Annotated in this window: 27 protein-coding genes and 1 pseudogene; 13 read left to right on the forward strand and 15 right to left on the reverse strand. The window is 58.7% G+C overall.

From position 1 onward, the window contains the following. Window positions 1–274 precede the first annotated feature (274 nt). From ACSPHG_RS12305 to ACSPHG_RS12315, 3 genes are read left to right on the forward strand one after another with little or no spacing between them, the layout of a single operon-like run. On the forward strand, window positions 275–1,669 hold the full coding sequence (locus tag ACSPHG_RS12305; RefSeq protein WP_435953777.1) for a cytochrome ubiquinol oxidase subunit I: 1,395 nt from the start codon (window positions 275–277) through the stop codon (window positions 1,667–1,669). Continuing rightward, window positions 1,669–2,682: a cytochrome d ubiquinol oxidase subunit II gene (cydB, locus tag ACSPHG_RS12310; protein WP_435953778.1), complete on the forward strand. Its 1,014-nt coding sequence runs from the start codon at window positions 1,669–1,671 to the stop codon at window positions 2,680–2,682. Before ACSPHG_RS12305 ends, cydB begins: the two co-directional genes overlap by 1 nt. Further along, window positions 2,682–2,804, forward strand: coding sequence for a DUF2474 domain-containing protein (locus ACSPHG_RS12315; protein WP_435953780.1), 123 nt, complete (start codon window positions 2,682–2,684; stop codon window positions 2,802–2,804). Before cydB ends, ACSPHG_RS12315 begins: the two co-directional genes overlap by 1 nt. Window positions 2,805–2,848: 44 nt before the next feature. Here the strand turns inward: ACSPHG_RS12315 and ACSPHG_RS12320 are convergent, their stop codons facing one another. The 3 genes from ACSPHG_RS12320 to nfrB are packed head-to-tail and all read right to left on the reverse strand — an operon-like array spanning window position 2,849 to window position 8,591. After that, window positions 2,849–3,724 carry a DUF4434 domain-containing protein gene (locus ACSPHG_RS12320; protein WP_435953782.1) on the reverse strand — a complete coding sequence of 292 codons (876 nt, stop codon included), beginning with the start codon at window positions 3,722–3,724 and terminating at the stop codon, window positions 2,849–2,851. Then, window positions 3,724–6,369: an NfrA family protein gene (locus ACSPHG_RS12325; protein ID WP_435953783.1), complete on the reverse strand. Its 2,646-nt coding sequence runs from the start codon at window positions 6,367–6,369 to the stop codon at window positions 3,724–3,726. Before ACSPHG_RS12325 ends, ACSPHG_RS12320 begins: the two co-directional genes overlap by 1 nt. Beyond that, window positions 6,366–8,591: a cyclic di-3',5'-guanylate-activated glycosyltransferase NfrB gene (gene nfrB / locus ACSPHG_RS12330; RefSeq protein ID WP_435953785.1), complete on the reverse strand. Its 2,226-nt coding sequence runs from the start codon at window positions 8,589–8,591 to the stop codon at window positions 6,366–6,368. The genes ACSPHG_RS12325 and nfrB overlap by 4 nt, the downstream gene beginning before the upstream one ends. A gap of 342 nt (window positions 8,592–8,933) precedes the next feature. Here nfrB and ACSPHG_RS12335 point away from each other — a divergent pair, with 342 nt between their 5' ends. Continuing rightward, complete coding sequence (locus tag ACSPHG_RS12335) at window positions 8,934–9,263, forward strand: SMR family transporter (protein ID WP_435953786.1); 330 nt, start codon at window positions 8,934–8,936, stop codon at window positions 9,261–9,263. A gap of 194 nt (window positions 9,264–9,457) precedes the next feature. Continuing rightward, window positions 9,458–9,703 (forward strand): DUF2554 family protein, encoded by a 246-nt coding sequence (locus tag ACSPHG_RS12340; RefSeq protein WP_435953787.1) that lies wholly within the window; start codon window positions 9,458–9,460, stop codon window positions 9,701–9,703. Here the strand turns inward: ACSPHG_RS12340 and ACSPHG_RS12345 are convergent. Then, window positions 9,700–10,602 carry a LysR family transcriptional regulator gene (locus ACSPHG_RS12345; RefSeq protein WP_435953789.1) on the reverse strand — a complete coding sequence of 301 codons (903 nt, stop codon included), beginning with the start codon at window positions 10,600–10,602 and terminating at the stop codon, window positions 9,700–9,702. The genes ACSPHG_RS12340 and ACSPHG_RS12345 overlap by 4 nt on opposite strands. 102 nt (window positions 10,603–10,704) lie before the next feature. Between ACSPHG_RS12345 and ACSPHG_RS12350 the strand changes: the two genes are divergently transcribed. Both ACSPHG_RS12350 and ACSPHG_RS12355 read left to right on the forward strand, forming a co-directional pair. Then, on the forward strand, window positions 10,705–11,322 hold the full coding sequence (locus tag ACSPHG_RS12350) for an FMN-dependent NADH-azoreductase (RefSeq protein ID WP_435953791.1): 618 nt from the start codon (window positions 10,705–10,707) through the stop codon (window positions 11,320–11,322). A 47-nt stretch (window positions 11,323–11,369) separates the two neighbouring features. Next, window positions 11,370–12,686, forward strand: a complete 1,317-nt coding sequence (locus ACSPHG_RS12355; RefSeq protein ID WP_435953792.1) for a ferredoxin reductase family protein — start codon at window positions 11,370–11,372, stop codon at window positions 12,684–12,686. A 43-nt stretch (window positions 12,687–12,729) separates the two neighbouring features. On the opposite strand, the gene ACSPHG_RS12360 is transcribed toward ACSPHG_RS12355, so the two are convergent. The 5 genes and pseudogenes from ACSPHG_RS12360 to ACSPHG_RS12380 form a co-directional block, all read right to left on the reverse strand. Then, window positions 12,730–13,848 carry an S-(hydroxymethyl)glutathione dehydrogenase/class III alcohol dehydrogenase gene (locus ACSPHG_RS12360; RefSeq protein ID WP_435953793.1) on the reverse strand — a complete coding sequence of 373 codons (1,119 nt, stop codon included), beginning with the start codon at window positions 13,846–13,848 and terminating at the stop codon, window positions 12,730–12,732. A 32-nt stretch (window positions 13,849–13,880) separates the two neighbouring features. Further along, window positions 13,881–14,156: a metal/formaldehyde-sensitive transcriptional repressor gene (locus ACSPHG_RS12365; RefSeq protein WP_435953794.1), complete on the reverse strand. Its 276-nt coding sequence runs from the start codon at window positions 14,154–14,156 to the stop codon at window positions 13,881–13,883. 144 nt (window positions 14,157–14,300) lie between these two features. After that, window positions 14,301–14,456 (reverse strand): type I toxin-antitoxin system Hok/Gef family toxin, encoded by a 156-nt coding sequence (locus tag ACSPHG_RS12370; protein WP_435953795.1) that lies wholly within the window; start codon window positions 14,454–14,456, stop codon window positions 14,301–14,303. Further along, window positions 14,407–14,514, reverse strand: a pseudogene (locus ACSPHG_RS12375) (hypothetical protein); the annotation flags it as partial. The pseudogene ACSPHG_RS12375 and the gene ACSPHG_RS12370, both read right to left, overlap by 50 nt. A 288-nt stretch (window positions 14,515–14,802) precedes the next feature. Next, window positions 14,803–15,354 carry a helix-turn-helix domain-containing protein gene (locus ACSPHG_RS12380; protein WP_435953797.1) on the reverse strand — a complete coding sequence of 184 codons (552 nt, stop codon included), beginning with the start codon at window positions 15,352–15,354 and terminating at the stop codon, window positions 14,803–14,805. 107 nt (window positions 15,355–15,461) lie between these two features. Between ACSPHG_RS12380 and ACSPHG_RS12385 the strand changes: the two genes are divergently transcribed. After that, complete coding sequence (locus tag ACSPHG_RS12385) at window positions 15,462–16,124, forward strand: AzlC family ABC transporter permease (protein WP_435953798.1); 663 nt, start codon at window positions 15,462–15,464, stop codon at window positions 16,122–16,124. Next, window positions 16,124–16,447 carry an AzlD domain-containing protein gene (locus tag ACSPHG_RS12390; protein ID WP_435953799.1) on the forward strand — a complete coding sequence of 108 codons (324 nt, stop codon included), beginning with the start codon at window positions 16,124–16,126 and terminating at the stop codon, window positions 16,445–16,447. Before ACSPHG_RS12385 ends, ACSPHG_RS12390 begins: the two co-directional genes overlap by 1 nt. A 144-nt stretch (window positions 16,448–16,591) precedes the next feature. Here ACSPHG_RS12390 and cybB read toward each other — a convergent pair whose 3' ends face one another. Beyond that, window positions 16,592–17,128, reverse strand: a complete 537-nt coding sequence (cybB, locus tag ACSPHG_RS12395; protein ID WP_435953800.1) for a cytochrome b561 — start codon at window positions 17,126–17,128, stop codon at window positions 16,592–16,594. A gap of 252 nt (window positions 17,129–17,380) precedes the next feature. Here cybB and ACSPHG_RS12400 point away from each other — a divergent pair, with 252 nt between their 5' ends. The 4 genes from ACSPHG_RS12400 to ACSPHG_RS12415 are packed head-to-tail and all read left to right on the forward strand — an operon-like array spanning window position 17,381 to window position 22,068. Beyond that, entirely contained in the window at window positions 17,381–19,759 is a 2,379-nt protein-coding gene (locus ACSPHG_RS12400; protein WP_435953801.1) for a DMSO/selenate family reductase complex A subunit, read from the forward strand. Continuing rightward, a complete protein-coding gene (locus ACSPHG_RS12405; protein WP_435953802.1) occupies window positions 19,756–20,376 on the forward strand; it encodes a DMSO/selenate family reductase complex B subunit in 621 nt (206 codons plus the stop codon). Before ACSPHG_RS12400 ends, ACSPHG_RS12405 begins: the two co-directional genes overlap by 4 nt. Before the next feature lies 1 nt (window position 20,377). Beyond that, complete coding sequence (locus ACSPHG_RS12410) at window positions 20,378–21,223, forward strand: dimethyl sulfoxide reductase anchor subunit family protein (protein ID WP_435953803.1); 846 nt, start codon at window positions 20,378–20,380, stop codon at window positions 21,221–21,223. 47 nt (window positions 21,224–21,270) lie between these two features. Next, window positions 21,271–22,068 (forward strand): 4Fe-4S binding protein, encoded by a 798-nt coding sequence (locus ACSPHG_RS12415; protein ID WP_435953804.1) that lies wholly within the window; start codon window positions 21,271–21,273, stop codon window positions 22,066–22,068. Window positions 22,069–22,070: 2 nt separating this feature from the next. Here the strand turns inward: ACSPHG_RS12415 and ACSPHG_RS12420 are convergent, their stop codons facing one another. From ACSPHG_RS12420 to ACSPHG_RS12440, 5 genes are read right to left on the reverse strand one after another with little or no spacing between them, the layout of a single operon-like run. Further along, entirely contained in the window at window positions 22,071–23,129 is a 1,059-nt protein-coding gene (locus tag ACSPHG_RS12420) for an ABC transporter ATP-binding protein (RefSeq protein WP_435953805.1), read from the reverse strand. A gap of 3 nt (window positions 23,130–23,132) precedes the next feature. After that, window positions 23,133–23,996, reverse strand: coding sequence for a carbohydrate ABC transporter permease (locus tag ACSPHG_RS12425; protein WP_435953806.1), 864 nt, complete (start codon window positions 23,994–23,996; stop codon window positions 23,133–23,135). Continuing rightward, window positions 23,974–24,879: a carbohydrate ABC transporter permease gene (locus ACSPHG_RS12430; protein WP_435953807.1), complete on the reverse strand. Its 906-nt coding sequence runs from the start codon at window positions 24,877–24,879 to the stop codon at window positions 23,974–23,976. Before ACSPHG_RS12430 ends, ACSPHG_RS12425 begins: the two co-directional genes overlap by 23 nt. A gap of 9 nt (window positions 24,880–24,888) precedes the next feature. Next, window positions 24,889–25,047 carry a hypothetical protein gene (locus tag ACSPHG_RS12435; protein ID WP_435953808.1) on the reverse strand — a complete coding sequence of 53 codons (159 nt, stop codon included), beginning with the start codon at window positions 25,045–25,047 and terminating at the stop codon, window positions 24,889–24,891. After that, window positions 25,010–26,203 (reverse strand): ABC transporter substrate-binding protein, encoded by a 1,194-nt coding sequence (locus ACSPHG_RS12440; protein WP_435953809.1) that lies wholly within the window; start codon window positions 26,201–26,203, stop codon window positions 25,010–25,012. The genes ACSPHG_RS12435 and ACSPHG_RS12440 overlap by 38 nt, the downstream gene beginning before the upstream one ends. Window positions 26,204–26,209: the final 6 nt, after the last annotated feature.

Here is a 26,209-nt window from a genome sequence, read left to right on the forward strand (position 1 = left end):
GACGGATCTTAACGCATTTTATTCATCAGGCCCAGAATTCCCGCCAGCTTAAAATAATCACCGTGCTGCACACTGCGCACGCTAATAATTACCGGGCGAGACAAGCCAATTTATACCAGCATTCGACTACATGAATCATGACAGTAAGCCGGAAACGTCAAAAAACCGTAGGTATCGTAAAACTGTTATACATTTAAACACGCGGTCTGTTTCTACAACCCGCCTGCTGCGCGGCCTACAATCGCATGGAATAAATTTCTGTGCGGAGTACTGCATGTTCGGTTTAGATGCGTTCCACCTGGCGAGGATTCAGTTTGCCTTTACTGTCTCCTTCCACATTATTTTCCCCGCCATCACCATCGGTCTTGCCAGCTATCTGGCGGTGCTTGAGGGGCTGTGGCTCAAATCCAAAAATCCCGTTTACCGTTCGCTTTACCATTTTTGGTCGAAGATTTTTGCCGTTAACTTCGGCATGGGCGTGGTGTCCGGGCTGGTGATGGCCTATCAGTTTGGCACCAACTGGAGCGGGTTTTCGCAGTTTGCGGGCAGCATTACCGGCCCGCTGCTGACCTATGAAGTGCTCACCGCGTTCTTCCTCGAGGCCGGTTTCCTCGGCGTGATGCTGTTTGGCTGGCAGCGCGTCGGCCCCGGCCTGCACTTCTTCGCCACCTGCATGGTGGCGCTGGGCACCATTATTTCCACCTTCTGGATACTCGCATCCAACAGCTGGATGCAGACGCCGCAGGGGTTCGAGATCCATAACGGCCAGGTCGTGCCGGTGGACTGGTTCGCGGTGGTGTTTAACCCGTCGTTCCCGTACCGCCTGCTGCACATGTCGGTGGCGGCGTTCCTGAGCAGCGCCTTTTTTGTCGGCGCTTCTGCGGCCTGGCATCTGCTGCGTGGCAACAAATCCCCGGAAATCAAAACGATGTTTTCCATGGCGCTGTGGATGGCGGTGATCGTCGCCCCGCTGCAGGCGATGATTGGCGATATGCACGGCCTGAATACGCTCAAGCACCAGCCCGCAAAAATTGCCGCGATTGAAGGCCACTGGGAAAACGTGCCGGGCGAGCCGACGCCGCTGCTGCTGTTCGGCTGGCCGGACATGGAGCAGGAGCGCACGCGCTACGGGCTGGAAATCCCCGCGCTGGGCAGCCTGATCCTCACCCACAGCCTGGATAAGCAGGTTCCCGCGCTGAAGGAGTTTGCGAAGGAAGACCGGCCAAATTCAACCATGGTGTTCTGGTCGTTCCGCATCATGGCGGGCCTCGGCATGCTGATGATTTTGCTCGGCGTGATTAGCCTGTGGCTGCGCTACCGGCATCGCCTGTATGAAAGCCGCCCATTCCTGCATTTTGCACTGTGGATGGGGCCGTCCGGGCTGATTGCGATTCTTGCCGGATGGGTCACCACCGAGGTGGGCCGCCAGCCCTGGGTCGTTTACGGCCTGCTGCGCACCAAAGACGCGGTGTCCGCCCACGGCAACCTGCAGATGAGCATCAGCCTGCTGACGTTCTTTGTGGTGTACATGTCGGTGTTTGGCGTCGGCTACAGCTACATGGTGCGGCTTATCAAGAAAGGGCCGCAGCCGTTTGACGACCATCCGACCGACGGCACCCCTTCCCGCCCGCTGTCTGCCGTGGCTGAACCGCTTGAGGAGCAACGCTAATGGGCATCGATCTTTCCGTAATCTGGTTTGTGATTATCGTATTTGCCACGCTGATGTATATCGTGATGGACGGCTTCGACCTGGGCATCGGCATCCTGTTTCCGTTTATCCGCGATGGCGAAGACCGCGACGTGATGGTCAACAGCGTCGCCCCGGTATGGGACGGCAACGAAACCTGGCTGGTGCTGGGCGGCGCCGCGCTGTTCGGCGCTTTCCCCTTGGCCTATGCGGTTATCGTCGATGCGCTGACCATCCCGCTGTCGTTAATGCTGGTCGGGCTGATTTTTCGCGGCGTGGCGTTTGAGTTTCGCTTCAAGGCTACCCCCGCGCACCGTCCGTTCTGGGATAAGGCGTTTTTGGGCGGGTCGATTCTGGCGACGTTTTGTCAGGGCGTGGTGGTCGGCGCGGTGATTTCCGGCTTCCCGGTTGCCGGGCGGACTTTTGCAGGCACGCAGCTGGACTGGCTTACGCCGTTCAATCTGTTCTGCGGCCTCGGCCTGGTGGTGGCCTACGCCCTGCTCGGCGCAAGCTGGCTGGTGATGAAAAGCGAAGACCCGTTACAGGTTAAAATGCGTGGCCTGGTTAAGCCGCTGCTGCTGGCGCTGCTGGTGATTATGGCGATTATCAGCATCTGGACGCCGTTGACCCACCCGCAGATCGCCGAGCGCTGGTTCACGCAGCCGAATATTTTCTGGCTGCTGCCGGTTCCCGTGCTGGTCGTGCTGTGCAGCCTGTGGCTGTGGAAAAGCACCGCCTCGACGACCAGCCTGCACGGCACGCCGTTTGTGCTGACGCTGGCGCTGATTTTCCTTGGCTTTAGCGGCCTTGGCATCAGCATCTGGCCGTACATTATTCCGCCGTCCATTACGCTGTGGCAGGCGGCCGCCCCGCCGCAAAGCCAGGGCTTTATGCTGGTCGGCGCGCTGTTCATTATCCCGATTATTCTGGTCTACACCTTCTGGAGCTACTACGTGTTTCGCGGCAAGGTGCAGCACGGCGAGGGGTATCACTGATGAAAGATCTCGCAAAACGCCTGATGTGGATGGTGGTGCTGTGGGGCGGCAGCGTTCTGGCTTTGGCGGCGGTGGGCATGGGGTTCAGATTATTGATGAACGCCGCCGGATTTAAGTCCTAGAGAGAAATAGCGGTGGCTGGCGTTCTACGCCATCCACCCTCTAATTAACGCTGCAACACCCCCTGCGCCACGTCCATATAGCGCAACGAGAAGAACACCCTGTCCTTCCCGGCGGGCACCGGCGTGGTCAGCCACTTTTGCTGCTGCGCAGTCGTCAACGGCAAGGCGCTAAAGCCTTTAGTCTGACGGTCCTGGCGAAACAGCTCGACGACCTGCCCGGCCGAGGATGATTTCAGATAAAGTTCGCGGGCCGCGGGCGGCAGGGTTTGCGTGCCCGCGCCGTCCTGCACCCAGACTTTTACGCCGCTGTTGCCGAGCGTCGTCACCCACGAACCCCAGGCGTCCGGCGCCATGTTCCCGGCAAAAAAGCCGCTGACGGCAACGGGCTTTTCCGCCACCGCGCTTAGGGAAAGGCGCGTTTTCTTCAGCCACTCTTCGGCGGCCCGCTGCATTTCCGGCGTGCGCCAGTTGAGATCGTCAAGCTCGCTGCTGATGTACCACCCGGCTACCCTGCTGCTGCCGAGCACCTCAACCCACCGTTTTGCTACCGCCACATCCGCCGCCCGCAGGCGGTTGAGATAGTTGACCCGCGCGGCATACGGCTGCCGCTGGCGCTGGAAGAAATCACGATCCGCCGCAAGCCCGATGACGAGCTTAAGCCTGCTGTCGGCGGCGAGCTTCGCCTTGTGCTCCAGCCATTCGCGCGATTCGCCCTGCTCGAACGCGTCGCCGTAGCGGCTCCATTGCAGCACCAAAGTATCCACGCCCTGCTCATCGAGCTGCTGAAGAATGTTTTGCCACTGCGCGTCGCTCATCGACATATCGCGCAGCTGCGGCTGATACATCACGGCGTTCATGGCCTGCGCAAGCGGCGCGCCCAGCAGGGAGGCCACGATGGCCAGGGTAGAAACTATTTTCATTACCAGCGTACTCCCAGCGTCAGGAAAAGACCGTTTTTAGAATCCGTTTCGAGGTGATGCCCGCCGGAGCTTCGCTGATACTCAAGCCCCACGCTCGCGCGGTGCGGAAAGGCGTCATAGCGCCGTTCGCCGAACCAGTGGTTATACCGCACGCCGATCCCTTCCAGCGTGCTGTCGCGGTAAAGGCGGTATTTCTCGCCGTCCTCGTAGTAAGGCGTGTTGGTCGTGGCGTTGAACTGCACGTGGGCGTAAGGCTCGATGGTTTGGTGGCCGCTGATTTTGTGATGCCAGCTGACCCGGTAGTCCGCCGTGTAAAGCTGGTAGTCCTGCTTCACATAGTGGGCCGCGTCCAGGTAGAGGTTCTGCGCAAACCAGCCTTTCCCCGTCGGGTGCCAGTCGTCGCTGAACCTGCCGTCGTTAAAGAATGAGGCGCTGGCGCGCAGCATGACGTCGGCTTCGGATTCATGCCTGTCCAGCGGCAGCTGTTGTTCAACGGCGAAAAGTATTGTCCGCTCGCGCAGCGGCTTCCAGCGCACGCCCAGGCCCAGCGTCGGCTGGTAGACGGGCGCAATATTCGAATGCCCGCCGCTGCCGGCAAACACGCGCCCGTAGACGGAAAGCAGATCCCCTTCGAGAATCTGACCGTGGCCGACGCGGTATTCCGCCTCCGTCTGCCCGTAGCTGCGGTTGCTTTTATCGCGCGGGGCGTTCGGGTCCGTTCCCATGCTGTTGCCGGCGCTTTTGGTCAGGCCCAGCGAGCTGTCGAAGGTGAACGTCCAGCGGCGGGCGGTTTCTTCGTTGATGCGGCGAAAGTCAAAGCGGTCTTTACGCTGTTCGTCCGTCAGCGCCTGGCCCGGCGTCAACGTGTTGTCGATATCGTCCACCACGCGCTCAACGTAGCGCCGCGTCTGCGGCCTGTCGTCGAGGCGCTGATTGACGTACGCCAGCTGGCGCAGGATTTCCGGTGAATCCGGGCTTACCGCGCGGGCCTTTTCAAACGCCACGCGTGCCCCCGCGATATCTTCATTGTGCAGCAGCTCAAAGCCTCTGGCCGCGTCGTCCTGCTCGGGAAGTGGAACGGTTGCAACGGCGGCGGCAAGCAAGGCAACCTGGCGCTGGTAGTAGGCGGACGGGTCGCGTTCAGCGGCCCGCCGCGCGGCATAGAGCGCAAGGCCCGGCGCGGTGTGCCGGTAGCAGTCCGCAAGCTGCGACCAGGTTCGCGCATCGTATGCCGGGCTGAAATCGCCGAGCAGGCCGCGCACGGTTTCGCAGTTAGCGTCGCCCTGGAACAGGTTTGCCTGCTGCATGCGCTGCTCGGCCGTCGGCAGCGGCTGCGCCAGGCGGGATTTTTGTGCGTCGGACAGCCACTCGGGGTGGTTGCCGAGCAGCGCGTAAAGCCTGTCGCCGAGCGTTTTCCGGTATTTCCCGGCGTTGGCAAAGGGCCAGTACTTCAGCAGCAGATCGCCCGCGGCGCGCGCTTCGCCCAGATTTACGAGATGATAGCTGTACTTATCCAGATCCTGCGGCGAAAGCGTCTTAAGCTGGGCGATCTGGCCGATAATAGCCGCGCTTTGTCTGCTGTCGTGGCGCGCGAGCTCCAGCTCAAGGCGCTGCTCAAGCACGGCGTCGCGGGGGAAGGTATCGAGCAGATCGGATGCGCCCTGCCAGTCGCCCTTCTGCATGCAGATAGGCAGCAGCGTGGTCAGCAGGTAGCGGCGGTTGGCGGGATATTTCACCTGCCAGGCCGCGACGGCCCTGCCCGGCTCTGCGCTGTAGGTCGCAAGAAGCCGCAGCCAGTTACGCTCTTCGCTTTCGCTGCCAAACGCCGGGCTGCGGCTGGCGAGATAGTGCTGCAAAGGTTTAATCGCGTCACGCTCCGCCAGGGACTGCGCGTAGGCCAGCTGCATGCCGGGGGTATTCATCACGCCCTGGCGCTGCAGGTCGAGAATGCGCTCGTCGCGGCGCATGTGCAGCAGGACGGCAAACCACTGCTGATACTGGGCTTCGCTGAGCGTTTTTTGCTTGTCCATCAGCGCAAAGCTTTGGTCCGCCATCTGCCACTGCTGCAGGAATATGGCGCGCTGGGACAAATTGTTCGCCAGCGCACGTCCCTGAGCGGAGTCGCGAAACGCCCGGTCTGAGAGCTGGTTTTTTGCTATTTCCAGCTGGGACAGCCTGAGGGCATTTTGCGCGACGGTGCTGCGGCACGGAATGGACGGGGCGACGTCGCAGGCGTTTTGCAAGGCCAGCAGCTGTTCGACGGTATTGATTTTTTTTTCGGGCACCGGGATAACGTCGTGCGCCTCGCGCACGCTTTTGTCATTCGGCGTCTTCAGCAGCTGCTGTTCCAGCAGCGCTCGCGCCCTGCCGTCGTGACCAAAATGGCGATAGGCCTCGGCAAGCTGTAGCGTGAGCCTAACGCTGTCCGGAGCCATTTCATGCGCGTGTTCATAGCTTGAAATGGCCCGCGCCTCGTTGTTAGCCTTCAGGGCTTTCTGCCCGCGCTCAAGATGGGGATAAACTTTAAACCAGGCGTAGTCGCTTAAGCCCGTATCCTGACGCGTGACGTCCTGCGCGGCGCCTGCCGGGCCTGCAACAATCGCGCCGCATACCAGCGCGGCGAGCGGCGTATGGTGAAGATTCATAGCCCTTCCCCCGCCAGCTGGGCAATTTGCAAACGCCCGACGCCTGCCTTATGCAGCAGGCCTTTTAACGAAGGCTGTAGTTTTTTCTGCCGATCTAAAGCGTTATCGACCGCCTGCTGGCTGACCACGCCTTCCTGCACGAGGAACTCGCCGAACAGCATGTCGCTGTGCTCGTAGCGCAGCAGCACGGCTTTTAGCACCGCGTCGTCAAGCTTATGGTCGCTGATGAGCACTTCCGCGAAGAGAATTTGCCCGGCGACGTACTCTTCCCACAGCCTGCTTGCCTGTTCTTTGCTGATGAAGCCAGCCCGCGCCGCGCGCGCTAGAAGCTGCCGTTTCTCCTGAACCTGCTGCTGCCCGTACCAGTAGCGCAGCCCAACCACCACCTGCCCGCGCGGCACGATGACGTAGCTAACCCTGCGCTTTATTTTGCGCGACAGCGCCGCAAGCGATACCGGATCGATGGCGCTTTCGCTGGCGAAGATCAGCACGTCATTTTCGCTGCGCAGCGGCAGCACGGCGTAATGTAAGGCGATTTTCGGCGGCACGGCGGCAATCAGTTCGGCATCCAGCGTCAGGAAGTCGATAGCTTCGGCGGCAACGTGGGCCTGTTCGGCCAGCGCCTCCGCCAGCTGCTGCGCCGTGATTATTCCGCGCTGCACCATGCAGCCGCCAAGTTTTAGCCCCGGCAGGCGGTTGGTCAGAATGTCTTCCAGATCCTGATGGGTAATGACGCCGCGCTCGACGAGGATTTGCCCAAGCGGGCGCAGGGCGCGGGCGGTGGAGACAGTCGGGAAATCATGCGTGGTTTTATCCCACGCCACGCGGCGCGGATCGCCGTGTTGAATCACCTGGCGGATGGCGCGCCAGTTAGCCATAAAGTTAATCAGATTGCCCCAGAACAGGCGCGGAATGGCCATTAGCCCCTGCAACAGCCCGTAATAGCCGCTGACGAAAATAATGCGCTGCGCGATGCGGTTAGCCATCAGGCAAGAGTTGATCCACAGCAGCGTGGTGAGCCACGCCCCGCCGCAGAACAGCGACAGAAACTGCCAGGCTCCTTCCACCGACTGCTGATAAATCATCAGCGCCACGAGCTGTAGCATCACCAGCATCGCGGCAAAGCTGAGGAAGTTGGCGATGGCCCCCTTGCGGTCGCGCCACAGGAAGTAGTTAAGGATGGCGCTGTTGCTCCAGCGGTGCGTTTTGAATCCCTGGAAAACGATGCCGATGATCCAGCGTGATTTCTGGCGCACCGCCGTGGCGTAGGTGTCGGGGAAATATTCCCGCACGCAGATGACGTTTGCAGTGCGGGCGCGCTGGCCAAACGGCGCGGGCCTGGTTTCGTCGTCGTTGATGACCGGGAAGCGGCAGAAGATCTCTTGCATGCCCTTCTGGCGCAGGCGAAAGCCGATGTCATAGTCTTCCGTCAGGCTTTGCTCATCAAAGGCGATGCCGTCGCCGTCGGCCATCAGCGCCAGCACCGCGCGGCGGCTAAAGCAGGTGCCCACGCCCGCGCTTGGTACCTGGCCGGCAAGCGCTTCGCGCACCGGAACATCCTTGCCATGCAGCTCGGAAAACTCGTCCAGATAGCTCAGGCTGGTAAAGTGCGTCCAGCTGCGCTCAAACGGATAAACCGGGATCTGAATAAGATCCTTTCGCGCGACTAAATAGTTAAACAGGCGCAGCTCCAGCGGCGATATTACGTCTTCCGCGTCGTGCAGAATAAAGCCGGAGAAGCTGAATTTCGCGTTTTGTTCGAACTGCAAAATCGCGTCGAGGATATTGTTCAGGCAGTCCGCTTTGCTGGTTGGCCCGGAGCGGGCGCAGACAACTTTATGCACGTTCGGATACAGGGCGCAGACCTCGTCGACATCACGCTGCGTGTCGGGGTCGTTCGGATAGGTGCCGACGAAAATATGGTAGTTTTCATAGTCCAGCGTGTTGGCCGCAAGGCTCGCCATATTGCCGATCACGCCGGTTTCGTTCCAGGCGGGCACCATAATCGCCAGCGCCTTTTCTTCAGGCTTATACAGCTCTTTGTAGCTTAAGTGCTCGTTTTTACGATAGACGGTATTGGCGCGCCACAATCGACGGGCCCAGTAAACGATATCTATAAAAAGATCGTCTATCCCACTGATTAACATCAGTATTGCCAATACAATAGCAATAACCTTCAACCCATACAGATAGGTTGAAAAATAATCTACCAGCCAGTCCATGACCCACCCCAGAAGTGTCTAAATCCAAACAACCGTCCATGAGAGGCAGAAAGGCTAAACTGAAAAGACGCCCCCGATGTTACCGGTATCATAAAATAAACGAATGTTTTGCAAAAGCATAAAATGCTATCAAGATGGGTAAACAGTCATCAATTGAACTAGAGGTTAACAAATTAACAATGTTTTTAAACCGCGAATAACAAACACCACGATATTTAACTTTATTAAATGATTATTTTTCATAACTCGCGTCGGAGACAGGCATTGCCTGATGAAAAATTTGTCGCTACATTCCCTGCCGGCAGAGTGCTGCGTATTAATAATGACTAAAGGGAAATTGAAATGACCTACACCTGGCTGATGATTGCCATCGTTGCGGAAGTGATTGCGACGACCTCGCTGAAGCTGTCTGAAGGGTTCAGCCGCCTGTGGCCAAGCGTTGCGACCGTCCTGTTTTACGGGGTGGCGTTTTACTGTCTTTCGCTGACCATGCGCACTATCCCAACCGGTATTATTTATGCGATTTGGTCGGGCGCGGGCATCGTGCTGATTGGCGCGGTAGGCTGGCTGTTCCTCGGGCAAAAGCTGGACTGGCCCGCTATTGCCGGAATGGCGCTGATTATTCTTGGCGTGCTGGTGATTAATCTTTTTTCAAAATCGGTTGCTCATTAATTTCTTCGGTGAAGGGTTTCGCCCTTCACCCTGATTTCCACCCCCGTCCCGCCTTAACCAAACGTCAACAAAGCCTTATCTCCCGCAACTTTTACACAGCTGACAATTCCTTTGCTTTCTTTTGAATTTTAGAATAGTCACTGTTCGTAATTATCTATACAGTGAGCCACGTCACGTTAATGAGGCTGGTGAAAATGGTTAAAAAACTGCGCGGAAAGTTGGGAATGATTTTACTGCTGATGAGCGCCGCCCTGTTCTCCGGCCAGACGATGGCGGAGTCGCACGGGCATTTCTTCCTGGTCGTGAAGAACGCCGACATGCTGCTGCGCCACCAGGCCGACAGCGACGAACTGCGCCAGATTGCCGAGGATTCGGCCGCCGACTTCCGCGAGCAGCATCACTACCTGCGCGACCGTCGCCCGACAGCCGGGCAGGTCTAGCCTTCGCCCCGCTTCGCCAGCTCCTCGCCTAGCTCATCAAGGAAGATCCGCGCAAGCGCCGTCATACCCCGGCGGGCGACAAAAAGCGCCGAAAAGTGGCGAACCTGGCTGCGGCATTCCGGGAAAATCTGCACCAGCTGCCCACGGGTTAAATAAGGCTCACAGGCGTCCGAAGGCAGCATCGCCACGCCGTTACCGGCCACCACGGCCTGCATCAGCACCAGCAGATTGTTAGAGACCAGGCGGGGTTCGACGGGAATATCAATCCTGTCTTTCCCCTGTACGAGTGACCAGACGTGCCTGCTACCTTCCCCTTTGCGCACCAGCGTATCGGCCCTGGAGAGATCGTCCAACGTTTGCAGCCAGCCGTTTTCCGACAGCCATTCCGGGCTTGCCACCAGAATATCCTGCATCGATTTCAGCCTGCGGGAGTGGAAGCTGGAATCGGTAAGCTCCCCCGCGTGAGCGATAAGCGAAATATCCAGCCCTTCGGCGATCATATCCACCCGGCGGTTGACCCCTGTAAGCTGAATATTGGTTTCCGGCCAGCGCCGGAGGAACCTGCTCACGAACTCGCCCAGAAAGGTTTCCGCCACGTAGACCGGCGCGCTCACCCGCAGCGTGCCGCTCGGGCGCACCTGCTCCGCCTGCACCACCGCCCGCGCCCGTTCGCTTTGCAGCACCATTTCCTGACATTCGGCGGCAAACTTTTCGCCCGCGAGCGTCAGCGCCAGGCGGCGCGTGGTGCGCTGAATCAGGCTCACGCCTAAACGCTGCTCCAGCGCCGCGATCCGCCTGCTGATAACGGATTTGGACACGCCCGCCCGCAGCGCGGCTTTGCTGTAGCTCCCGGCATCGGCCACCATTGCGAAATAGTAGTAGTCATTCCAGTCGATCATTGATTGTTCTCTTAACGCAACAATGAAGTGCAATTTTCGCTATTTAATCATCATATCAACAACGATTAGACTGAATCCATACCAAACGAATGGATTAACACAATGAATATTTTGCACCTCGACAGCAGCCCGCTTACGCAGAATTCAAGCTCACGCCGCCTTAGCCGCGCGATCGTCGACGAAATCTGCCGGCGCTTCCCGCAGGCGACGATGACCTACCGCGATTTGGGGCGTAATCCTCCGGCACATTTGAGCGAAGACACATTCATTGCGCTGATAAAAGGGGCCGCATCCGATGCGCAAACCGAACGGGAAGTTGCCGCCATTCATCGGTCAATCGACGAGCTGCGCCGCTGTGACGCCGTGGTTATCGGCGCGCCGATGTTTAACCACTCGGTCACCTCGCAGCTTAAGGCGTGGATTGACCAGGTCTGCCAGGCAAAAATCACCTTTTCCTTTACCAGCGCGGGCGCGGTTGGCCTGCTGGAAGACAAGCCGGTATTCATCGCCTCAACGCGCGGCGGCATTTATGCCACCAGCGCACAGCGGGAAATGGACCATCAGGAGCCTTATTTACAGGCCACGCTGCGCCTGATGGGGCTGAATAACAGTCATATTATTCGTGCAGAAGGCGTGGATAAAAATAATCCAGGCCGCGAACGTTCGGAAAATAATGCGCTGAACGACATCCCCGCCTTAATTCAAAAAGTATTGTTATAAATCCTCAGTTTACGGGGCAGTTTTGCAGTTAACAGGGAAAGTCTAAAATGAAAAAAATTGTATTCGGGATAACCTTTCTTCTCGCAGGCCTTATATTTCTGCTTTCGGGCGAATTTTATCGCTATGAAAATGCAAGCCTGTTCTGGGCCATTCGGCAAAATGCCCTCTTTTATACCGGCGTGATTGCCTGGCTGTATATGACGCTCGCCATGTGCCTGGTAATGCGATCGCCGCTAATCGACCGGCTGACGAACGGGATGGACAAAGCGTGGGGCCTGCATAAATGGGCCGGAATCACCGCTACGGTATTCGCGCTTGCGCACTGGCTGGACGAAAAGGTGCCGCAGTGGCTGGTTAGCGCGGGCTGGCTGGCGCACCCCGGCGAACTGGGCAGCATCGTTTTAACAGACTGGCAGACCCGGCTGCTTGATGCCGGGCTGTTTGCCGTGCGCTGGTCGCTGTACGTGATGGCCGCGCTGGTGGTGATTTCATTGATGAAGAAAGTTCCCTACCACTGGTTCCGCTATATCCACCGTTTTTTCCCGGTGATTTACCTTATTACCGCGTTTCACGTCATTACCGTACTTTTTAAATCATACTGGTGGGAAACGCCGTCGGGAATCGCGCTGATGATAATTACCCTGCCGGGAGTTTACTGCGCGGTGACGGCATTATTTGGGCGCATCGGTAAAAGAAATAAATATAATGCGACGATCGCGGATATTACCCACCATAACACGCTAATTGAAGTCACCCTGCAAACGGAGAAACCGTTTATTCACGCGCCGGGACAGTTCGCCTTTGTGACGTTTGCGCATAGCGCGGAATCGCACCCTTATACCCTTTCTTCCTGCGGTGAAGATAATAACAGGGTGCGTTTTGCCATCAAATCGCTGGGCGATTACACGGCCAAATTACCGTCGACATTAATCGCCGGTCAAAAAGCAATAATAGAAGGCCCTTACGGACGGTTCGATTTTACCCGGGCGTCTTCGCGGCAGGTTTGGGTAGCGGGCGGAATTGGCATTACGCCATTTTTATCGCAGCTGGAATATTTGCATACGTCCGGCAAAACTCATCCTCCCGTGGATTTTTGGTACTGCGTTAACAGCGAGCAGGATGCCGCCTTTCCGGGTGATTTGGCAGAACGTTGCGAACGTGCAGGCGTCACGCTGCATACGCTTTATGCCGATAAAGGTCAGCGCCTGGACGCGGGGATGATTATGGAAAGATGTGATTACGATACGGCAATGAACGTCTGGTTTTGCGGCCCGGCTCCCTTTGCCAGCATTTTGCGGGAAGGGTTACAGGATCTTGGGCTTAACGGCCGCGCTTTTCATTCCGACAGCTTCGCTATGCGTTAGATAAAACCGGCGGGCCCGTACTCATCAGGCCCGCCGGACGCCGTTACTTATCGCCGAAGTGAATCACGGTACGAATGGATTTCCCATCGTGCATCAGGTCGAAAGCTTCGTTGATCTGCTCCAGCGGCAGGCGGTGGGTAATAAACGGGTCGAGGTTAATCTTGCCAACCATCGCGTCTTCCACCATGCCCGGCAGCTGGGTACGGCCTTTAACGCCGCCAAATGCCGACCCGCGCCACACGCGGCCCGTCACCAGCTGGAACGGACGGGTTTTAATTTCCTGGCCCGCGCCCGCTACGCCGATAATCACGCTCTCGCCCCAGCCTTTATGGCAGCATTCCAGCGCGGAACGCATGACGTTGACGTTGCCGATGCACTCAAAGCTGAAGTCCACGCCGCCGTCGGTCAGCTCGACGATGACATCCTGAATCGGCCTGTCGTAGTCCTTAGGGTTGATGCAGTCGGTCGCGCCCATTTCGGTGGCGAGCGTGAATTTTTCCGGGTTGGTGTCGATAGCCAGAATGCGCCCGGCCTTCGCCTGAACCGCACCCTGAATTACCGCGAGGCCAATGCCGCCGAGGCCGAATACGGCAACGGTATCGCCTTCTTTAACTTTTGCCGTGTTGTGCACCGCGCCAATGCCGGTGGTAACGCCGCAGCCCAGCAGGCAGACTTTGTCCAGCGGCGCCTGCGGGTTCACCTTCGCCAGCGAGATTTCCGCAACAACGGTGTATTCGCTGAAGGTGCTGGTGCCCATATAGTGGTAAATCGGCTCGCCGTTATAGGAGAAGCGCGTGGTGCCGTCCGGCATCAGCCCTTTCCCCTGGGTGGCGCGCACGGCCTGACAGAGGTTGGTTTTGCCGGATTTACAGAACTTACACTCGCCGCATTCGGCGGTGTAGAGAGGAATGACGTGGTCGCCCGGCTTCAGGCTGGTGACGCCCTCGCCCACTTCAACGACGATACCGCCGCCCTCATGGCCCAGCACCGCCGGGAAAACGCCTTCCGGATCGTCACCGGACAGGGTGAACGCATCGGTATGGCACACGCCGGTGTGGGTAATTTTTACCAGCACTTCGCCTTTTTGCGGCGGCGCTACGTCAATTTCTACGATTTCAAGCGGTTTGCCCGGACCGAATGCTACTGCAGCACGTGATTTCATTTTCTTCTTCCGTCGTCAGGTGGGAGTAATAGTTATTTTAGATAGGAACGAAGCAAATGGCCGACCTCGGCCATACGCAGCGCGCGCTGTTCTTCGGACGTGTCGCCCGCGACCAGCTCATCCTTCAGGTGGATTTCCATCATTTCGCTCATCAGGCCGTTGGCGGCCCCGCGAACGGCGGCGATTTGTTGCAGGATGGCGATGCAGGGATCGCCGTTGTCGAGCGCGCGTTCCAGCGCCTCGGTCTGCCCGCGGATGCGCCGCACGCGGGTCAGGATGCGTTTTTTGTCTTCCGGTGAATGTGGCATAGCGGCCCCTTTGTATACTATAGGGGGGTATGGTACATGAATTGTTAGAAAATTGATAAATGTTATTTTATGGCTGGGTTTGGGTGCCTGAGAACGCCGCGCCTGCTCACAACGGTGGCGGGGATTTCTCCCCGCCGGTTGCCCTTACCGTTCGGATTCGTAAGCCATGACGGCCGCAACCTCCCTGTTACCGTCCCGTATTCGCAGTTCGTAAAGCGAGTGACGGGTCAACAATGTGAATGCCAGTATCGTCATACAGACGATGAGCAGGCACCAGATAACGGAATTTTGCCGCTTCATGGCTGCTTCTCCTTGACCTTGCGGTCCGTAAGAGGCTAACCTTATATGTGTCGAGCATATAGGGGGCCTCGGGTTATTTGAAAAAATGACTCGGGGCTTTTCTCTTTCTGCTCAGCATGCCTGAAACAGAAAGTCTCAAGCACCCGCCGCAATAATACTCTGTCGTTTTTCTATAGCAACAAATAGAATTTTGAAATCGTTATGATATAAATTCACCCGCAAGATGAATATCTCGCTAAATATTATTGCCGCTCATGATTTTACTATTTTATTAATAAATCCCGTTACGGCATCCACTATTATTAAGCGGCTTCTGCGAGGGTGAAACCGCCGCGCTAATAACAAATCAAGAATTATGCTCGGCCACTAAAATTGCCATCGTATCGGCCTCCAGCGCCTTAAACAGGTGCTCGCGATCCGCCGGGTAGCAGATGTAATCCCCCGTTTCGAGCGCCTGCGCGTCTTCGACTATCCCCACCAGCGCCCTGCCCTGGGTAACGATGATATGTTCGACCGAGCCTGCCGGGTGCGGCAGCGAGCGGCGTTCTTCACCGGGCTGGGTCAGCAACAGGTAAACGTCACGCCTCGCCCCCGGCGGGCAGGCTGCCAGCAAAATCGCCTGGTAGTCGGCGCGTTCGGACACCACCCTGGTGCCTTCACCCTTGCGGATCACCTGCGTCGTATTTCCCTGCGGTTCGAGCAGCTTCGCAAAAGGTATATTTAGCGCCACGCACAGCGCCCACAGCGTTTCCAGGCTAGGGTTACCGTTACCCGCCTCCAGCTGTGAGAGCGTGGATTTTGCGATACTAGCGCGTCTTGCCACCTCGGCCAGCGACAGGTTGGCTCTTTCGCGTTCCCTGACCAGGCTTTTTGCAATCATGCTGATAGGCTGTGTCATGTAGTCCTCTTTTGCACTGTTCGATATAACGAACGATTCGTTCGACTTGATCGGCAATTCAATTTTGTTCATTATAAAGTACAAATTGTTCGTTATGAGAGAAATTTATGTTTGATCTCCGTTTCCGAGCGGTGCCGGGCGCGACTAAAAAGGCCATTTTCCTGATCTGCCTTGCGGTAGGCGTAGTGGGGATTTCATACGGCTCGCTGGCGATTGCCTATGGCTTCCCGCTGTGGCTGCCGGTGGTGTCTTCAATTGTGGTGCTGGCGGGCGCGTCGGAATTTATGTTCATCGCGATTATTGCCAGCGGCGGCAGCCCCTTCGCCGCAGCGCTTGCCGGGCTGCTGGTCAACGCGCGTCATTTCCCCTTCGGCGTAGCGGTGCGTGAATTTGTCGGCACACGAGCGTCTGCCTATATCGGCTGTCACATCATGAATGATGAAAGCGTGGTGTTTGGGCTGTCGCAGGCCACTCCCGAAGCGCGTAAGGCGGCGTTTTGGCTATGCGGTATCGGCGTCGCGCTTTTCTGGCCGCTGGGCGCGGTGATTGGCAGCGTGGTCGGCAAACTGCTTCCCGCACCGGAAACTATCGGCCTTGATGCGGTATTCCCCACCATTCTGCTGGCGCTGGTCGTCCCCGCGTTTAAAAACCGCACGACGCTTGTGCGTTCGCTGTCGGGCGCGGCGATTTCGCTGCTCGCCGTTCCCTTTACCCCGGTCGGCGTGCCGGTTCTGCTGTCGATGCTCGGCATCTTTGCGAGGAAAAAATAATGCACGATACGCTGCAGATTATCGCCGCGCTGGCGCTGCTGTCGGTTGGCACCTACCTGATGCGCCTTGCGGGCGCAAAGCTTGGCAACCGGCTGGTGCTGTCTGAATCATCCAAGCTGATGCTAGCGGACGCGGCCACCGTGCTGCTTTTCTCCGTCGCCATCGCGACCACCTTCTACGAAAACGCGCATTTTGCCGGGATGGCGCGCGTTGCCGGAGTTGCCATCGCCGTGTTTCTCGCATGGCGCAAGGTGCCGCTGATTTTCGTGATCGCCGTAGCGGCGCTGGTCACCGCGGGTTTACGTTATTTCGGCGTGGCTTAAGGAAAAAAAGAAAGTGAAAAATGATAAACGGATAGAAAGAAGAATTGTTGTTGCGACGGTGATGACCGTATTGGCGCTCTACGCGCTGATTATTGCCAGCCAGCTGCTTTAAATGCCCCCGCCAGGCGGCGGAGGCGTGATGAATTAAGGGCGATCTTTCTTGCCCGGCATCATGCGCAGCAGGGTGTTGTCCTTCCAGACGTAATGATGGAACAGCGCGGCAAAGGCATGGATGCCAATCACAAAATAGCCGGTATTGGCGATCAGCTCGTGGATCTCTTTGAAGGTAAACTGCCTGTCCTCATCAAGCTCCGGCGCGTGCGGCATCGGAATGCCCAGCACCGACCATTCGTGGCCTTTAAAATAAACGGTAAAGAAGCCCAAAATCGGCAGCGCGATAAACATCATGTAGATGACGGTGTGCACCAGATGCGACATGCCGATAATCGCCGGATGCGGCTTTGGCGTAATGGCGGGCGCGCGGTATTTCATTCTCACCAGCAGGCGCAGCACCATCAGCACCAGCACGCTTAGCCCGCAGGTGACGTGGGTCGCGTTAAAAATAGGCCGGTAGCTGCGCGGCGCAAATCCCCGCAGCTCCATGGCGCAATAGGCCCCAACGACCAAAAGAAAAACCAGCCAGTGAAGCGTTATCTGAAATGAGGAGTATTTACTGCGCATTGAAGGATTCCTGAGCCTTGAAAATATTGCCACCAGGATAGCGGCAAATTGTGAGGAAATCATTAACATCACGTCCAAATGACTAACATTCACCTTAAGACGATCAATTTTTTTGCGGGTTTCCCAATGTAATGAAATTCATTATCAGTACCCCCTTCGAATTAACCCTTTCTACCCCTTCGGGCTTGATTTAACGCAAACCAATAAATATCCGCGCTGCTAGCATGGCCTTCTTTTTTTTGAGGGAACGTCATGTCCGATCACTACAAGGACGAACCGTCGGGGATTTCTCGCCGACATTTTGTCAAAGCGACTTCCGCACTTGCGGTTACCCCCCTATTTTTCAGCACGTCGGCCAGCGCTCAAAATAGCCAAGCGCCAGCACCTGAAGCTCTTACACAAGATAGCGAGCGCGTTGTGCCGACGTGCAGCACCTTCGACTGCGGAGGCAAGTGCGACATCCGCGCGCACGTTGCGGGCGGCGTCGTCACCCGCATCACCACGCGCCCGGACGACGAGCTGGATCCGGACATGCCTATCATGCGCGCCTGCGTGCGCGGGCGCGGCTACCGCAAGTTCGTTTACCATCCCGATCGCCTGAAATACCCAATGAAGCGCGTGGGCAAGCGCGGCGAAGGCAAATTTGAGCGCATCAGCTGGGATGAAGCGACAACGCTGATTGCCGATAACCTTAAGCGCATCACCGAAAAATACGGCCCGGCGTCGCGCTATGTGCACGTGGGTACCGCCGTCAGCGGCGGCGCGTTCTCGGGGGATACGATGGTCAGGCGTTTGCTCAACCTGACCGGGGGCCACCTGCCTTACTATCATTCCGTCAGCATGGGCAACACCGCTGCGGCCACGCCGTACACCTATGGCGTCGCGGCAAGCGGCAGCAGCCTGGATACCCTGAGCGAAACGCCGCTGGTGATCCTCTGGGGTCACAACACCACGGAAACGATCTTCGGCCACAGCAACCACTACTTCCAGCAGATGAAGCAGAACGGCACGCGCTTTATCGTCGTCGATCCGCGCTATTCCGACACGGCCTCATCCCTTGCGGACCAGTGGATCCCGCTGCGCCCGACCACCGACAACGCGCTGATGGACGCAATGATGTACGTCATCATCAGCGAAAACCTGCACGATAAGGCCTTTATCGAGCGCTATACGCTGGGCTTTGACGAGGCGTCAATGCCGGAAGGCGTACCGGCCAACGAATCCCTGGTCGCCTGGCTGACGGGCGCGAAGGACGGCATCAGCAAAACGCCGGAATGGGCGGAGCCAATCACCGGCGTTCCGGCGCAAACCATTCGCCAGCTGGCGCGTGACTACGCGACGACAAAACCGGCCGCGTTGATTCAGGGCTGGGGGCCGCAGCGCCATATCTGCGGCGAGCGCACGGCAAGAGGCTCGACGATACTGGCGACCATCACCGGCAACGTGGGAATCAAAGGCGGCTGGGCCGCGGGCTACGGCGGCATCGGCAACCGTAAATCCGCCGCTCGCCCCGATATGGCCACTAACCCGGTTAGCGAAAAAATCTCGGTCATGAACTGGGTGCAGGCCGCGGACGATGCCAGCAAGGTCACGCCGCAGGACGGCCTGACCGGCGGCGACAGCCTCAAGAGCAATATCAAAATTCTCTTCTCGCTTGCCGGAAACTATCTCGCCAACCAGAACCCGGACATCAACCAGACCGTCAGGGTGCTGGAAGACGAGTCGAAGATCGAATTTATCGTCGCAAGCGATCTGTACATGACGCCAAGCGCGAAGTATGCCGATCTGCTGCTGCCGGAAACCAGCTTTATGGAACGCTGGAATATCGGCGGCACCTGGGGCACGGGCAACTATGCCATTCTGTCTGAAAAGCTTATCGATCCGCCTTTTGAAACCCGCTCCGACTACGACTGGCTGTGCGAAGTTGCCGCTAAGCTCGGCGTTAAAGAGGCGTTCAGCCAGGGACGTGACGAAAAACAGTGGATTGCGCAGATTTGGGAAAACACGCGTCAGGCGATGCCTGCCGAAAACCTGCCGACCTTTGAAAAGCTTCAGGTGCAGCGCAGGCATTTGTTCAAAAGCAAACCCTACGTGGCCTTCGAAGACAACATTCGCGACCCGCAAAATCACCCGTTTGCCACGCCGTCCGGCAAGATAGAGATCTTCTCTAAGCGCCTGTACGACATGAACAACCCTGAAATCCCGGCGCTGTCGCACTATGTTCCCGCGCACGAAGGCCCGCAGGACGCGCTGACGGCGAAATATCCGCTACAGCTCATCACCTGGAAGGGCAAAAACCGCGCTAACTCCACGCAGTACACCAACCCGTGGCTGCAGGAAGTCCAGACGCAGAAGCTGTGGATTAACCCGCTCGACGCCGAAAAGCGTGGCATCAGCCAGGGCGACGGCGTTCGTATCCATAACGATCGCGGCATAAGCATGGTGCCTGCGGAAGTCACGCCGCGCATTATGCCGGGCGTGGTTGCGCTACAGGCGGGTGCCTGGTGGCAGCCGGACGCCGACGGCGTGGATCGCGGCGGCTGCGCCAACGTGCTGAGCTCGTCCCGCATCACCGCGCTCGCAAAAGGAAATGCACATCAAACTATGCTGGTTGAGGTCGCTAAAGCATGAGTAAATTTGTTGAACTACCGCCGGTTAGCGATAAGCAGCTCGGCTTCTTCATTGATTCCTCGCGCTGCTCCGGCTGCAAAGCCTGCCAGGTCGCCTGCAAGGACAAAAATAATCTGGAAGTGGGCCGTCGCTTCCGCCGCGTCTATGAAGTCAAAGGCGGCGGATTCACGCCAAACGGGCAAGGCGGCTGGGTTAACAACGTGTTCGCCTACACGCTGTCGATTTCGTGCAACCACTGTAGCGATCCTATCTGCACCAAAAACTGCCCGACCACCGCGATGCACAAACGTCCCGGCGACGGCATCGTGCTGGTTGATACCGATAAATGCGTCGGCTGCGGCTACTGCGCCTGGTCGTGCCCTTACGGCGCGCCGCAGATGAATAAAGCCACCGGCCAGATGTCGAAGTGCGATTTTTGCGTCGATCGACAGGCGAAAGGCGAGCAGCCGATCTGCGTGGCGACCTGCCCGCTGGGGGCGATAAAGTTTGGCCCGATCGACGAACTGCGCGCCAAATACGGCAGCGTAAGCGATGTCAGAGGGTTGCCTGATTCAGCCATCACGCAGCCAAATCTAGTGATTAAGCCGCACCAGGGTGCGGAAAAGGGGAACAACTAACATGGAAGAATGGCCACTCATTGCCTTTACGCTGCTGGTCCAGGGTTCCGTTGGCTTAACGATAGCGATCTCGCTGTTCCTGACGGCCGCGCGCGGCTCCCTGTCGGAAAAAGAGCGGCGCTGCTACGTGCTGCCGCCGCTGCTGGCTGCGGTTGTCGCCGCGGCCTGCGGACTGGTTGCCTCCACGCTGCACCTGGGCTACCCGCTCAACGCCTTTCACGCGCTGCGCCACGTGGAAAGTTCGTGGCTAAGCCGCGAGATCGTTTTCGCCAGCCTTTATCTGGCAACGGTCGGTTTCGCAGCGCTGCTGGCGCTGTTCCTGCGTAAGGTATCACTGCCGCTGCTGCTCGCCGCCTGCGTTCTGGGCCTGGTGGACGTCTACTGCATGGCGGCGATTTACGTTCATTCGTCGGTCGCCACCTGGATGCACGTCAATACTTGGGTGATGTTCTACGGCGCTACGCTTAGCGTAGGCGCAACGGCGGGACTGTGGGCGTTTGCCACACGCACCGGCGTTTGCGATGAGGTGAAAAGCAGGGTCGCGAGCTGTGCGGCGGCGGTGCTGGTAATTTCCACGCTGCTTCGCCTGCTGGAACAGACGGTTTACTACGGCTATCTGGCGAAGGCCGGTTTGAGCGACGTTGTCACCCTGCCACACCGGCCGCTGGAAGCTTTCGCGGAGCTGCGCGGCTGGTACATCACCGGCTGGGTTGTGCTGGTTATCGGCGTGGCGCTGCAAAGCCTGGCGGTACGGGCAAAAGCGAGCAAAGCCGTGCTGGCCGCTGGATGCTGCGCGGTGCTCGCCGCCGAAATCCTGCTGCGCGTCGTCTTCTTCACCCTGCACTAATGAAGTTTGCCCCCCTCAGCGCTCGCCCGGCCATCGGGCGAGCCTGTTTGCATCAGCAGCTTCGCAGCAGCAGCTGCGAAGCCTGCCGCAGCGCCTGCCCGTTTGACGCCATCGCGCCGGAAAAAGGCCGCATGGTTATCGACGCGGACAAGTGCAGCGCCTGCGGAAACTGCCTGTTCGTTTGCCCCACCTCGGCGCTGGAAAATCTGCCCGCCGCGAAGCGACGTTTTCATCTGGATACGCTCGTCGCGCCGTTAAGCGCGCTCCCGCCTACGGTTCAGGAACTGCTCGCCTGGCACAACGAGCGCGGTATTCGTCGCGTGGAAATCGACCCCGATGCCGCCCCCGGCTGGCTGCTTGCCGTCGCCACGCTGAATCTGCGTTTAAAGCAGCTCGGCGAACCCGGCTGGTCCATCGTGCAGCCGCAGGAAACGCCGGTGAACGCCGGGCGGCGGCGCTGGCTTCAGGTAAATCAACACGGTGGTGATACGGCCCGCGTTTCGTCCGTCCCGTATAGAAAGCTAAACGGCTACGCCGTAACGCTTGACCAAAGCCGCTGCTACCTGTGCGGCGCGTGCGCGCGCATCTGCCCAACCGGCGCAATCGACATTAACGATGAGGCGATGACCCTCCAGCATGAACGCTGCGTCGGCTGTCGGGCGTGTACCGATCTGTGCCTGCCTCAGGCGCTCCGCCTACATCAAGCGCCGACGCAAAGCGCCACCCTTTACCCGCTGGAGGCGCGACGGTGCGCCACCTGCCGCCAGCGGTTTCTGGCCTGGCCGGAAGGGAAAGATGAATGTCCCCTCTGCCAGCGGCACGCCTACGGCATGCGCGAGGCGTAGCGCTAGTTAATCCGCGCCCCGCTCTGCTCGTCGAACAGATGCGCCTGCCGCACGTCCGGCAGCAGAGTCAGCTCGCTGCCCGGCTTCGCCTGTATCCTGTCACGAAACACCGCGATGGCCTTTTGCCCGCCGATATTCAGCGCGATTTGCGTTTCCGCGCCCGTGGGCTCGACGACGCTAACCTCCGCCGCCACGCCGCCCTGTTCTACCCGCGTAAAATGCTCCGGCCGCACGCCGTAGAGCACGCGCTTGCCCTGAACGGCGGCGGGCACGTTGATAATCGGCAGGCGCAGCCCGTTATCGGTTACGACCGATTCGTTGTCGATACGCCCGCGGAGCAGGTTCATCGACGGCGAGCCGATAAAGCCCGCCACGAAGGCGTTGCGCGGCCTGTCGTACAGCTCGAGCGGCGTGCCGACCTGCTCGATAACGCCGTCTTTCAGCACCACTATCCTGTCCGCCATGGTCATCGCCTCCACCTGATCGTGGGTGACATAAACCATCGTCGCGTTCAGCCGCTGGTGCAGCGCTTTGATTTCGGTGCGCATCTCCACGCGCAGCTTGGCGTCCAGGTTCGACAGCGGCTCGTCGAACAAAAACACGCGCGGATTGCGCAGGATAGCGCGCCCCATCGCCACGCGCTGCCGCTGGCCGCCGGAAAGCTGCCCCGGCTTACGCTTAAGCAGCGCGGAAAGCCCAAGCGTCACCGCAACCTGCTCGACGCGAGCGTCAATCTCCGGCTTTTTTACGCCCTGCATTTTGAGCGAAAAGCCCAGGTTGTCCGCCACGCTCATGTGGGGATATAGCGCGTAGTTCTGAAAAACCATGGCGATATTGCGCGCCTGCGGCGAGATATCGTTGATCACCTCGCCGTCGAGGGCAATTTCGCCGTCGGTAATGCTTTCCAGCCCGGCAATCATGCGCAGCAGCGTGGACTTCCCGCAGCCGGACGGCCCCACCAGCGCCACAAATTCCCCCTCGCGGATGGTTAAATCCAGCCCTTTAATAATCACGTTATCTTCATAACGCTTGTGAATATTGCTCAGAGTAATGGTCGCCATTGTTTAATCCTTCAGACCGCCAGCGGTCAGGCCGTGAACCAGATAGCGCCGCACCAGCAGCGTAAACGCCACCACCGGCAGCATCACCAGCGTGCCGCTGGCCGCTATCTTGCTCCACTCCCAGCCTTCGTACTGGAGGAAGTTAACGATTGCCACGGGAGCCGTGACGGCCTGGGTGCGCGTCAGGATCAGGGCGTAGAAAAAGTCGTTCCACGAGAAGATGAAGCAGAGGATCGCGGTCGCCGCAAGCCCCGGAGCCACCAGCGGCAGCGTAATCGTCCAGAACGTGCGCCATATCGAGCAGCCGTCAAGCCAGGCCGCCTCTTCAAGCGCAGGCGGCACGGCGGCGAAAAAGGTCTGCATCAGCCAGATAACAATCGCGAGGTTAAACGTCAGGTAGACGATGGCGAGCCCCAGCACCGTGTCCTGCAGGCCCAGCCAGCGCCACGCCAGATAAAACGGAATGGTAAAGGCAATCGGCGGCGCCATGCGGGTAACCAGAATCCACAGCGCGACGTGCCTGCGCCCCGGAAACTGCCAGCGCGTAAGCACCCACGCGGCGGGAACGCCGATAACCAGCGACAGCCCGGTGGACAGCGTGCTGACCAGCAGGCTGTTGCCGAATGAATGCAGGAAATTGCCCTGCCACAGCGCGCGGAACGCGTCGAGCGTCGGCGTAAACCACAGCGTCAGGTCGAACACCTCCATCGCCGGGCGAAACGCCATAATCACCATCCACAGAAACGGCGCGAGCACCGCAAGCAACAGCAGCCAGGTCAGTATTTCCCGCCCGCCGCGCGGGCGAAACGGCCTGCGTTTACGCGTCGCCTGCGCGTTAACCCTCTCAAGCGTTAGCTTTTCGCTCATCGCTCCACCCCGCTTTGCCAACGATATAGCTCAACACGAAAACGCCGACGAGGATCACCACCGCAATCGCGCTGCCGTAGCCCCAGTAGGAAAAGTTAAACGCCTGGATAAAGCCGTAATAGTTGGTGACTTCGGTCACCGTGCCCGGCCCGCCGTCGGTCAGCACGTAAATCAGCGGGAAGGCCTTAAAGCTGTCAATAAGCCGGAACAGCGCGCAGACCACCAGCACCGGCTTGATATACGGCAGCACGATGTAACGGAAGATATTGCCCGGCTTCGCGCCGTCGAGGCTTGCCGCCTCCAGCGGATCTTTAGGGATCATCTGCAGCGCGGCCAGCACCATCAGCATGGTAAAAGGAAACCACTGCCAGATATCCGCCGCGACTATCGCCCACAGCGCGGTTGCCGGGTTGGCGATTAACGAATCGAGCGTGATGCCCCACATCTCCAGCACCTGGTGCAGCGGGCTGATGTCCGGCGTGTAGATAATCTTCCAGATCAGCGCCACGATAATCGGCGGCAACACCATCGGAATAAGAAATAGCGTTCTGGCGGTGTGCAGCCAGGCCGATTTGCCATTGAGCAGCAGCGCCAGCCCCAGGCCAATCGCCACCTGAAATAAAACGCTCACCAGCGACAGCTTTAGCTGCGTGACGATAGACCCAAGAAAACGCGGGTCGTCAAGCAGCTGGCGATAGTTAATTAAAGGATCGTTAAAGTGAAAGGTCGCCTGCGGGTTCGTCAGGGTTAGCGGCGTAAGGCTGGTCACGACCAGCGCCGTCGCCGGTAATAGCGTGATGATGGCTAAAATAACCAGCGAGGGCATCAGCCCCGCCAGATACGCGTTGCGCTGCTGGCTGCGCCAGTTCGGTTTACCCTGCATAAGCGCCCCCTAAATCTTCGCGCCGGCGCGCTTGAGGTCGGCGATGGTCGCCGCCTGCGCCTGCTGCATCGCCTGCCGGGCCGAAAGCTGCCCGGAGATAATCAGCGCGATGGCCTTGTTGAGCTGCTGGTCAACCTGCGGATAAACGTCCACCGTGCGGTATTTCATGTAGCCGCCCTGCGCCGCCCGATCTATGGCCTTGAGCGACAGATCCGCTAAGTCCACGCCGTCTGCGAAACGCCCTGGAGTCGATATCGCTGCGCCGGGTTGGCGAACCGTAGCCTGCCGCCACGGCGCGCTGGGTGATCTGCTTCGACAGCGCCCACTGGATAAACGCCCACGCGGCCTCTTTGTTTTTGGACCCGGCCGGAATGCCCAGCGCGTGTACCGCCATGCCGGGGAAGCGCCCCGCCTGGCCTTGTACCATCTGCCCAAAGCTCACCGTTTTCAGCGTCCGTGAGGATGCCGGGTCGCCAAGCTGGGCAAAGTACGCCGAGGTGGTGTCCGAGAAGTTTACGCGCCCGAGCTTCAGCGCCTGCGTGGTCTGGTCGGCGGTGTAGGTCAGGCCGCCGTTTGGCCCAAAGTCGCGCACCAGGCGGGCGAAGTAGTCTGCCGCCGCCACCGCTTCCGGCGTATCAAGCGTGGGAAACAGATCGTCCGGCGCGTTGCGGAACACGTTGCCGCCGAACGCCTGCAAATAGGGGATAAACGTCCAGCCGTAGTGGCTGTCGGTGACGTAGCCGGAAACGCGCTGCTTTTTGTTTACCGCCTGCAAAACCTTGACCAGATCGTCGGTGGTATCCGGGAATGCCAGCCCCGCCTCGCTCACCAGGTCGAAGCGCGACGCGCCGGAAAGCATGCCTTCAACCACCCACGGAATGCCGTAAAGCTTGCCGTCACGCCCGGTTTCCGGCGCAAGCCCGCCCTGCAGGAAGTCATGCACGTCCCACTCGGCGCTGGTGAGGTTCGGGTTACCGATAAACTCGTCGAGCGGCGTCAGCCAGCCGGAATTAATCCAGCGGCTGGTGTAGATAAAGGTGACGTTAACCACGTCGTAGGCGGAACCTTTGGTGGAAAGCTCCAGGTCCGCACGCTGGTTATAAACAGGAAAGCTTGGCGTATCGAAATTCACCTTCGCGCCGGTGAGCGCCTCAAACTCGGGCAGCCACTGGCGCAGCAAGGTGGGATACGCGGTGCTAAACGTCGAGACATTCAGCGTCACGCCATCGTATTTTTTTGCGCCACCGGCCCCGCGCGCGAAGCCAGGCACCATGGCGTACACCCCGAAGGCGGCCATCGCCTTAATTAACTCTCGACGTTGCATCATCAT

Origin of the sequence: Dryocola baronae, from assembly GCF_051297175.1 — a bacterium.
Taxonomy (GTDB): Bacteria; Pseudomonadota; Gammaproteobacteria; order Enterobacterales; family Enterobacteriaceae; genus Dryocola.

Excerpts from the sequence above, each read along its gene's own strand:
- ACSPHG_RS12305 (WP_435953777.1), top strand. The coding sequence starts at position 275 with ATGTTCGGTTTAGATGCGTTCCACCTGGCGAGGATTCAGTTTGCCTTT.
- cydB (WP_435953778.1), top strand. The coding sequence starts at position 1,669 with ATGGGCATCGATCTTTCCGTAATCTGGTTTGTGATTATCGTATTTGCC.
- ACSPHG_RS12315 (WP_435953780.1), top strand. The coding sequence starts at position 2,682 with ATGAAAGATCTCGCAAAACGCCTGATGTGGATGGTGGTGCTGTGGGGC.
- ACSPHG_RS12320 (WP_435953782.1), bottom strand. The coding sequence starts at position 3,724 with ATGAAAATAGTTTCTACCCTGGCCATCGTGGCCTCCCTGCTGGGCGCG.
- ACSPHG_RS12325 (WP_435953783.1), bottom strand. The coding sequence starts at position 6,369 with ATGAATCTTCACCATACGCCGCTCGCCGCGCTGGTATGCGGCGCGATT.
- nfrB (WP_435953785.1), bottom strand. The coding sequence starts at position 8,591 with ATGGACTGGCTGGTAGATTATTTTTCAACCTATCTGTATGGGTTGAAG.
- ACSPHG_RS12335 (WP_435953786.1), top strand. The coding sequence starts at position 8,934 with ATGACCTACACCTGGCTGATGATTGCCATCGTTGCGGAAGTGATTGCG.
- ACSPHG_RS12340 (WP_435953787.1), top strand. The coding sequence starts at position 9,458 with ATGGTTAAAAAACTGCGCGGAAAGTTGGGAATGATTTTACTGCTGATG.
- ACSPHG_RS12345 (WP_435953789.1), bottom strand. The coding sequence starts at position 10,602 with ATGATCGACTGGAATGACTACTACTATTTCGCAATGGTGGCCGATGCC.
- ACSPHG_RS12350 (WP_435953791.1), top strand. The coding sequence starts at position 10,705 with ATGAATATTTTGCACCTCGACAGCAGCCCGCTTACGCAGAATTCAAGC.
- ACSPHG_RS12355 (WP_435953792.1), top strand. The coding sequence starts at position 11,370 with ATGAAAAAAATTGTATTCGGGATAACCTTTCTTCTCGCAGGCCTTATA.
- ACSPHG_RS12360 (WP_435953793.1), bottom strand. The coding sequence starts at position 13,848 with ATGAAATCACGTGCTGCAGTAGCATTCGGTCCGGGCAAACCGCTTGAA.
- ACSPHG_RS12365 (WP_435953794.1), bottom strand. The coding sequence starts at position 14,156 with ATGCCACATTCACCGGAAGACAAAAAACGCATCCTGACCCGCGTGCGG.
- ACSPHG_RS12370 (WP_435953795.1), bottom strand. The coding sequence starts at position 14,456 with ATGAAGCGGCAAAATTCCGTTATCTGGTGCCTGCTCATCGTCTGTATG.
- ACSPHG_RS12380 (WP_435953797.1), bottom strand. The coding sequence starts at position 15,354 with ATGACACAGCCTATCAGCATGATTGCAAAAAGCCTGGTCAGGGAACGC.
- ACSPHG_RS12385 (WP_435953798.1), top strand. The coding sequence starts at position 15,462 with ATGTTTGATCTCCGTTTCCGAGCGGTGCCGGGCGCGACTAAAAAGGCC.
- ACSPHG_RS12390 (WP_435953799.1), top strand. The coding sequence starts at position 16,124 with ATGCACGATACGCTGCAGATTATCGCCGCGCTGGCGCTGCTGTCGGTT.
- cybB (WP_435953800.1), bottom strand. The coding sequence starts at position 17,128 with ATGCGCAGTAAATACTCCTCATTTCAGATAACGCTTCACTGGCTGGTT.
- ACSPHG_RS12400 (WP_435953801.1), top strand. The coding sequence starts at position 17,381 with ATGTCCGATCACTACAAGGACGAACCGTCGGGGATTTCTCGCCGACAT.
- ACSPHG_RS12405 (WP_435953802.1), top strand. The coding sequence starts at position 19,756 with ATGAGTAAATTTGTTGAACTACCGCCGGTTAGCGATAAGCAGCTCGGC.
- ACSPHG_RS12410 (WP_435953803.1), top strand. The coding sequence starts at position 20,378 with ATGGAAGAATGGCCACTCATTGCCTTTACGCTGCTGGTCCAGGGTTCC.
- ACSPHG_RS12420 (WP_435953805.1), bottom strand. The coding sequence starts at position 23,129 with ATGGCGACCATTACTCTGAGCAATATTCACAAGCGTTATGAAGATAAC.
- ACSPHG_RS12425 (WP_435953806.1), bottom strand. The coding sequence starts at position 23,996 with ATGAGCGAAAAGCTAACGCTTGAGAGGGTTAACGCGCAGGCGACGCGT.
- ACSPHG_RS12430 (WP_435953807.1), bottom strand. The coding sequence starts at position 24,879 with ATGCAGGGTAAACCGAACTGGCGCAGCCAGCAGCGCAACGCGTATCTG.
- ACSPHG_RS12435 (WP_435953808.1), bottom strand. The coding sequence starts at position 25,047 with ATGAAATACCGCACGGTGGACGTTTATCCGCAGGTTGACCAGCAGCTC.
- ACSPHG_RS12440 (WP_435953809.1), bottom strand. The coding sequence starts at position 26,203 with ATGCAACGTCGAGAGTTAATTAAGGCGATGGCCGCCTTCGGGGTGTAC.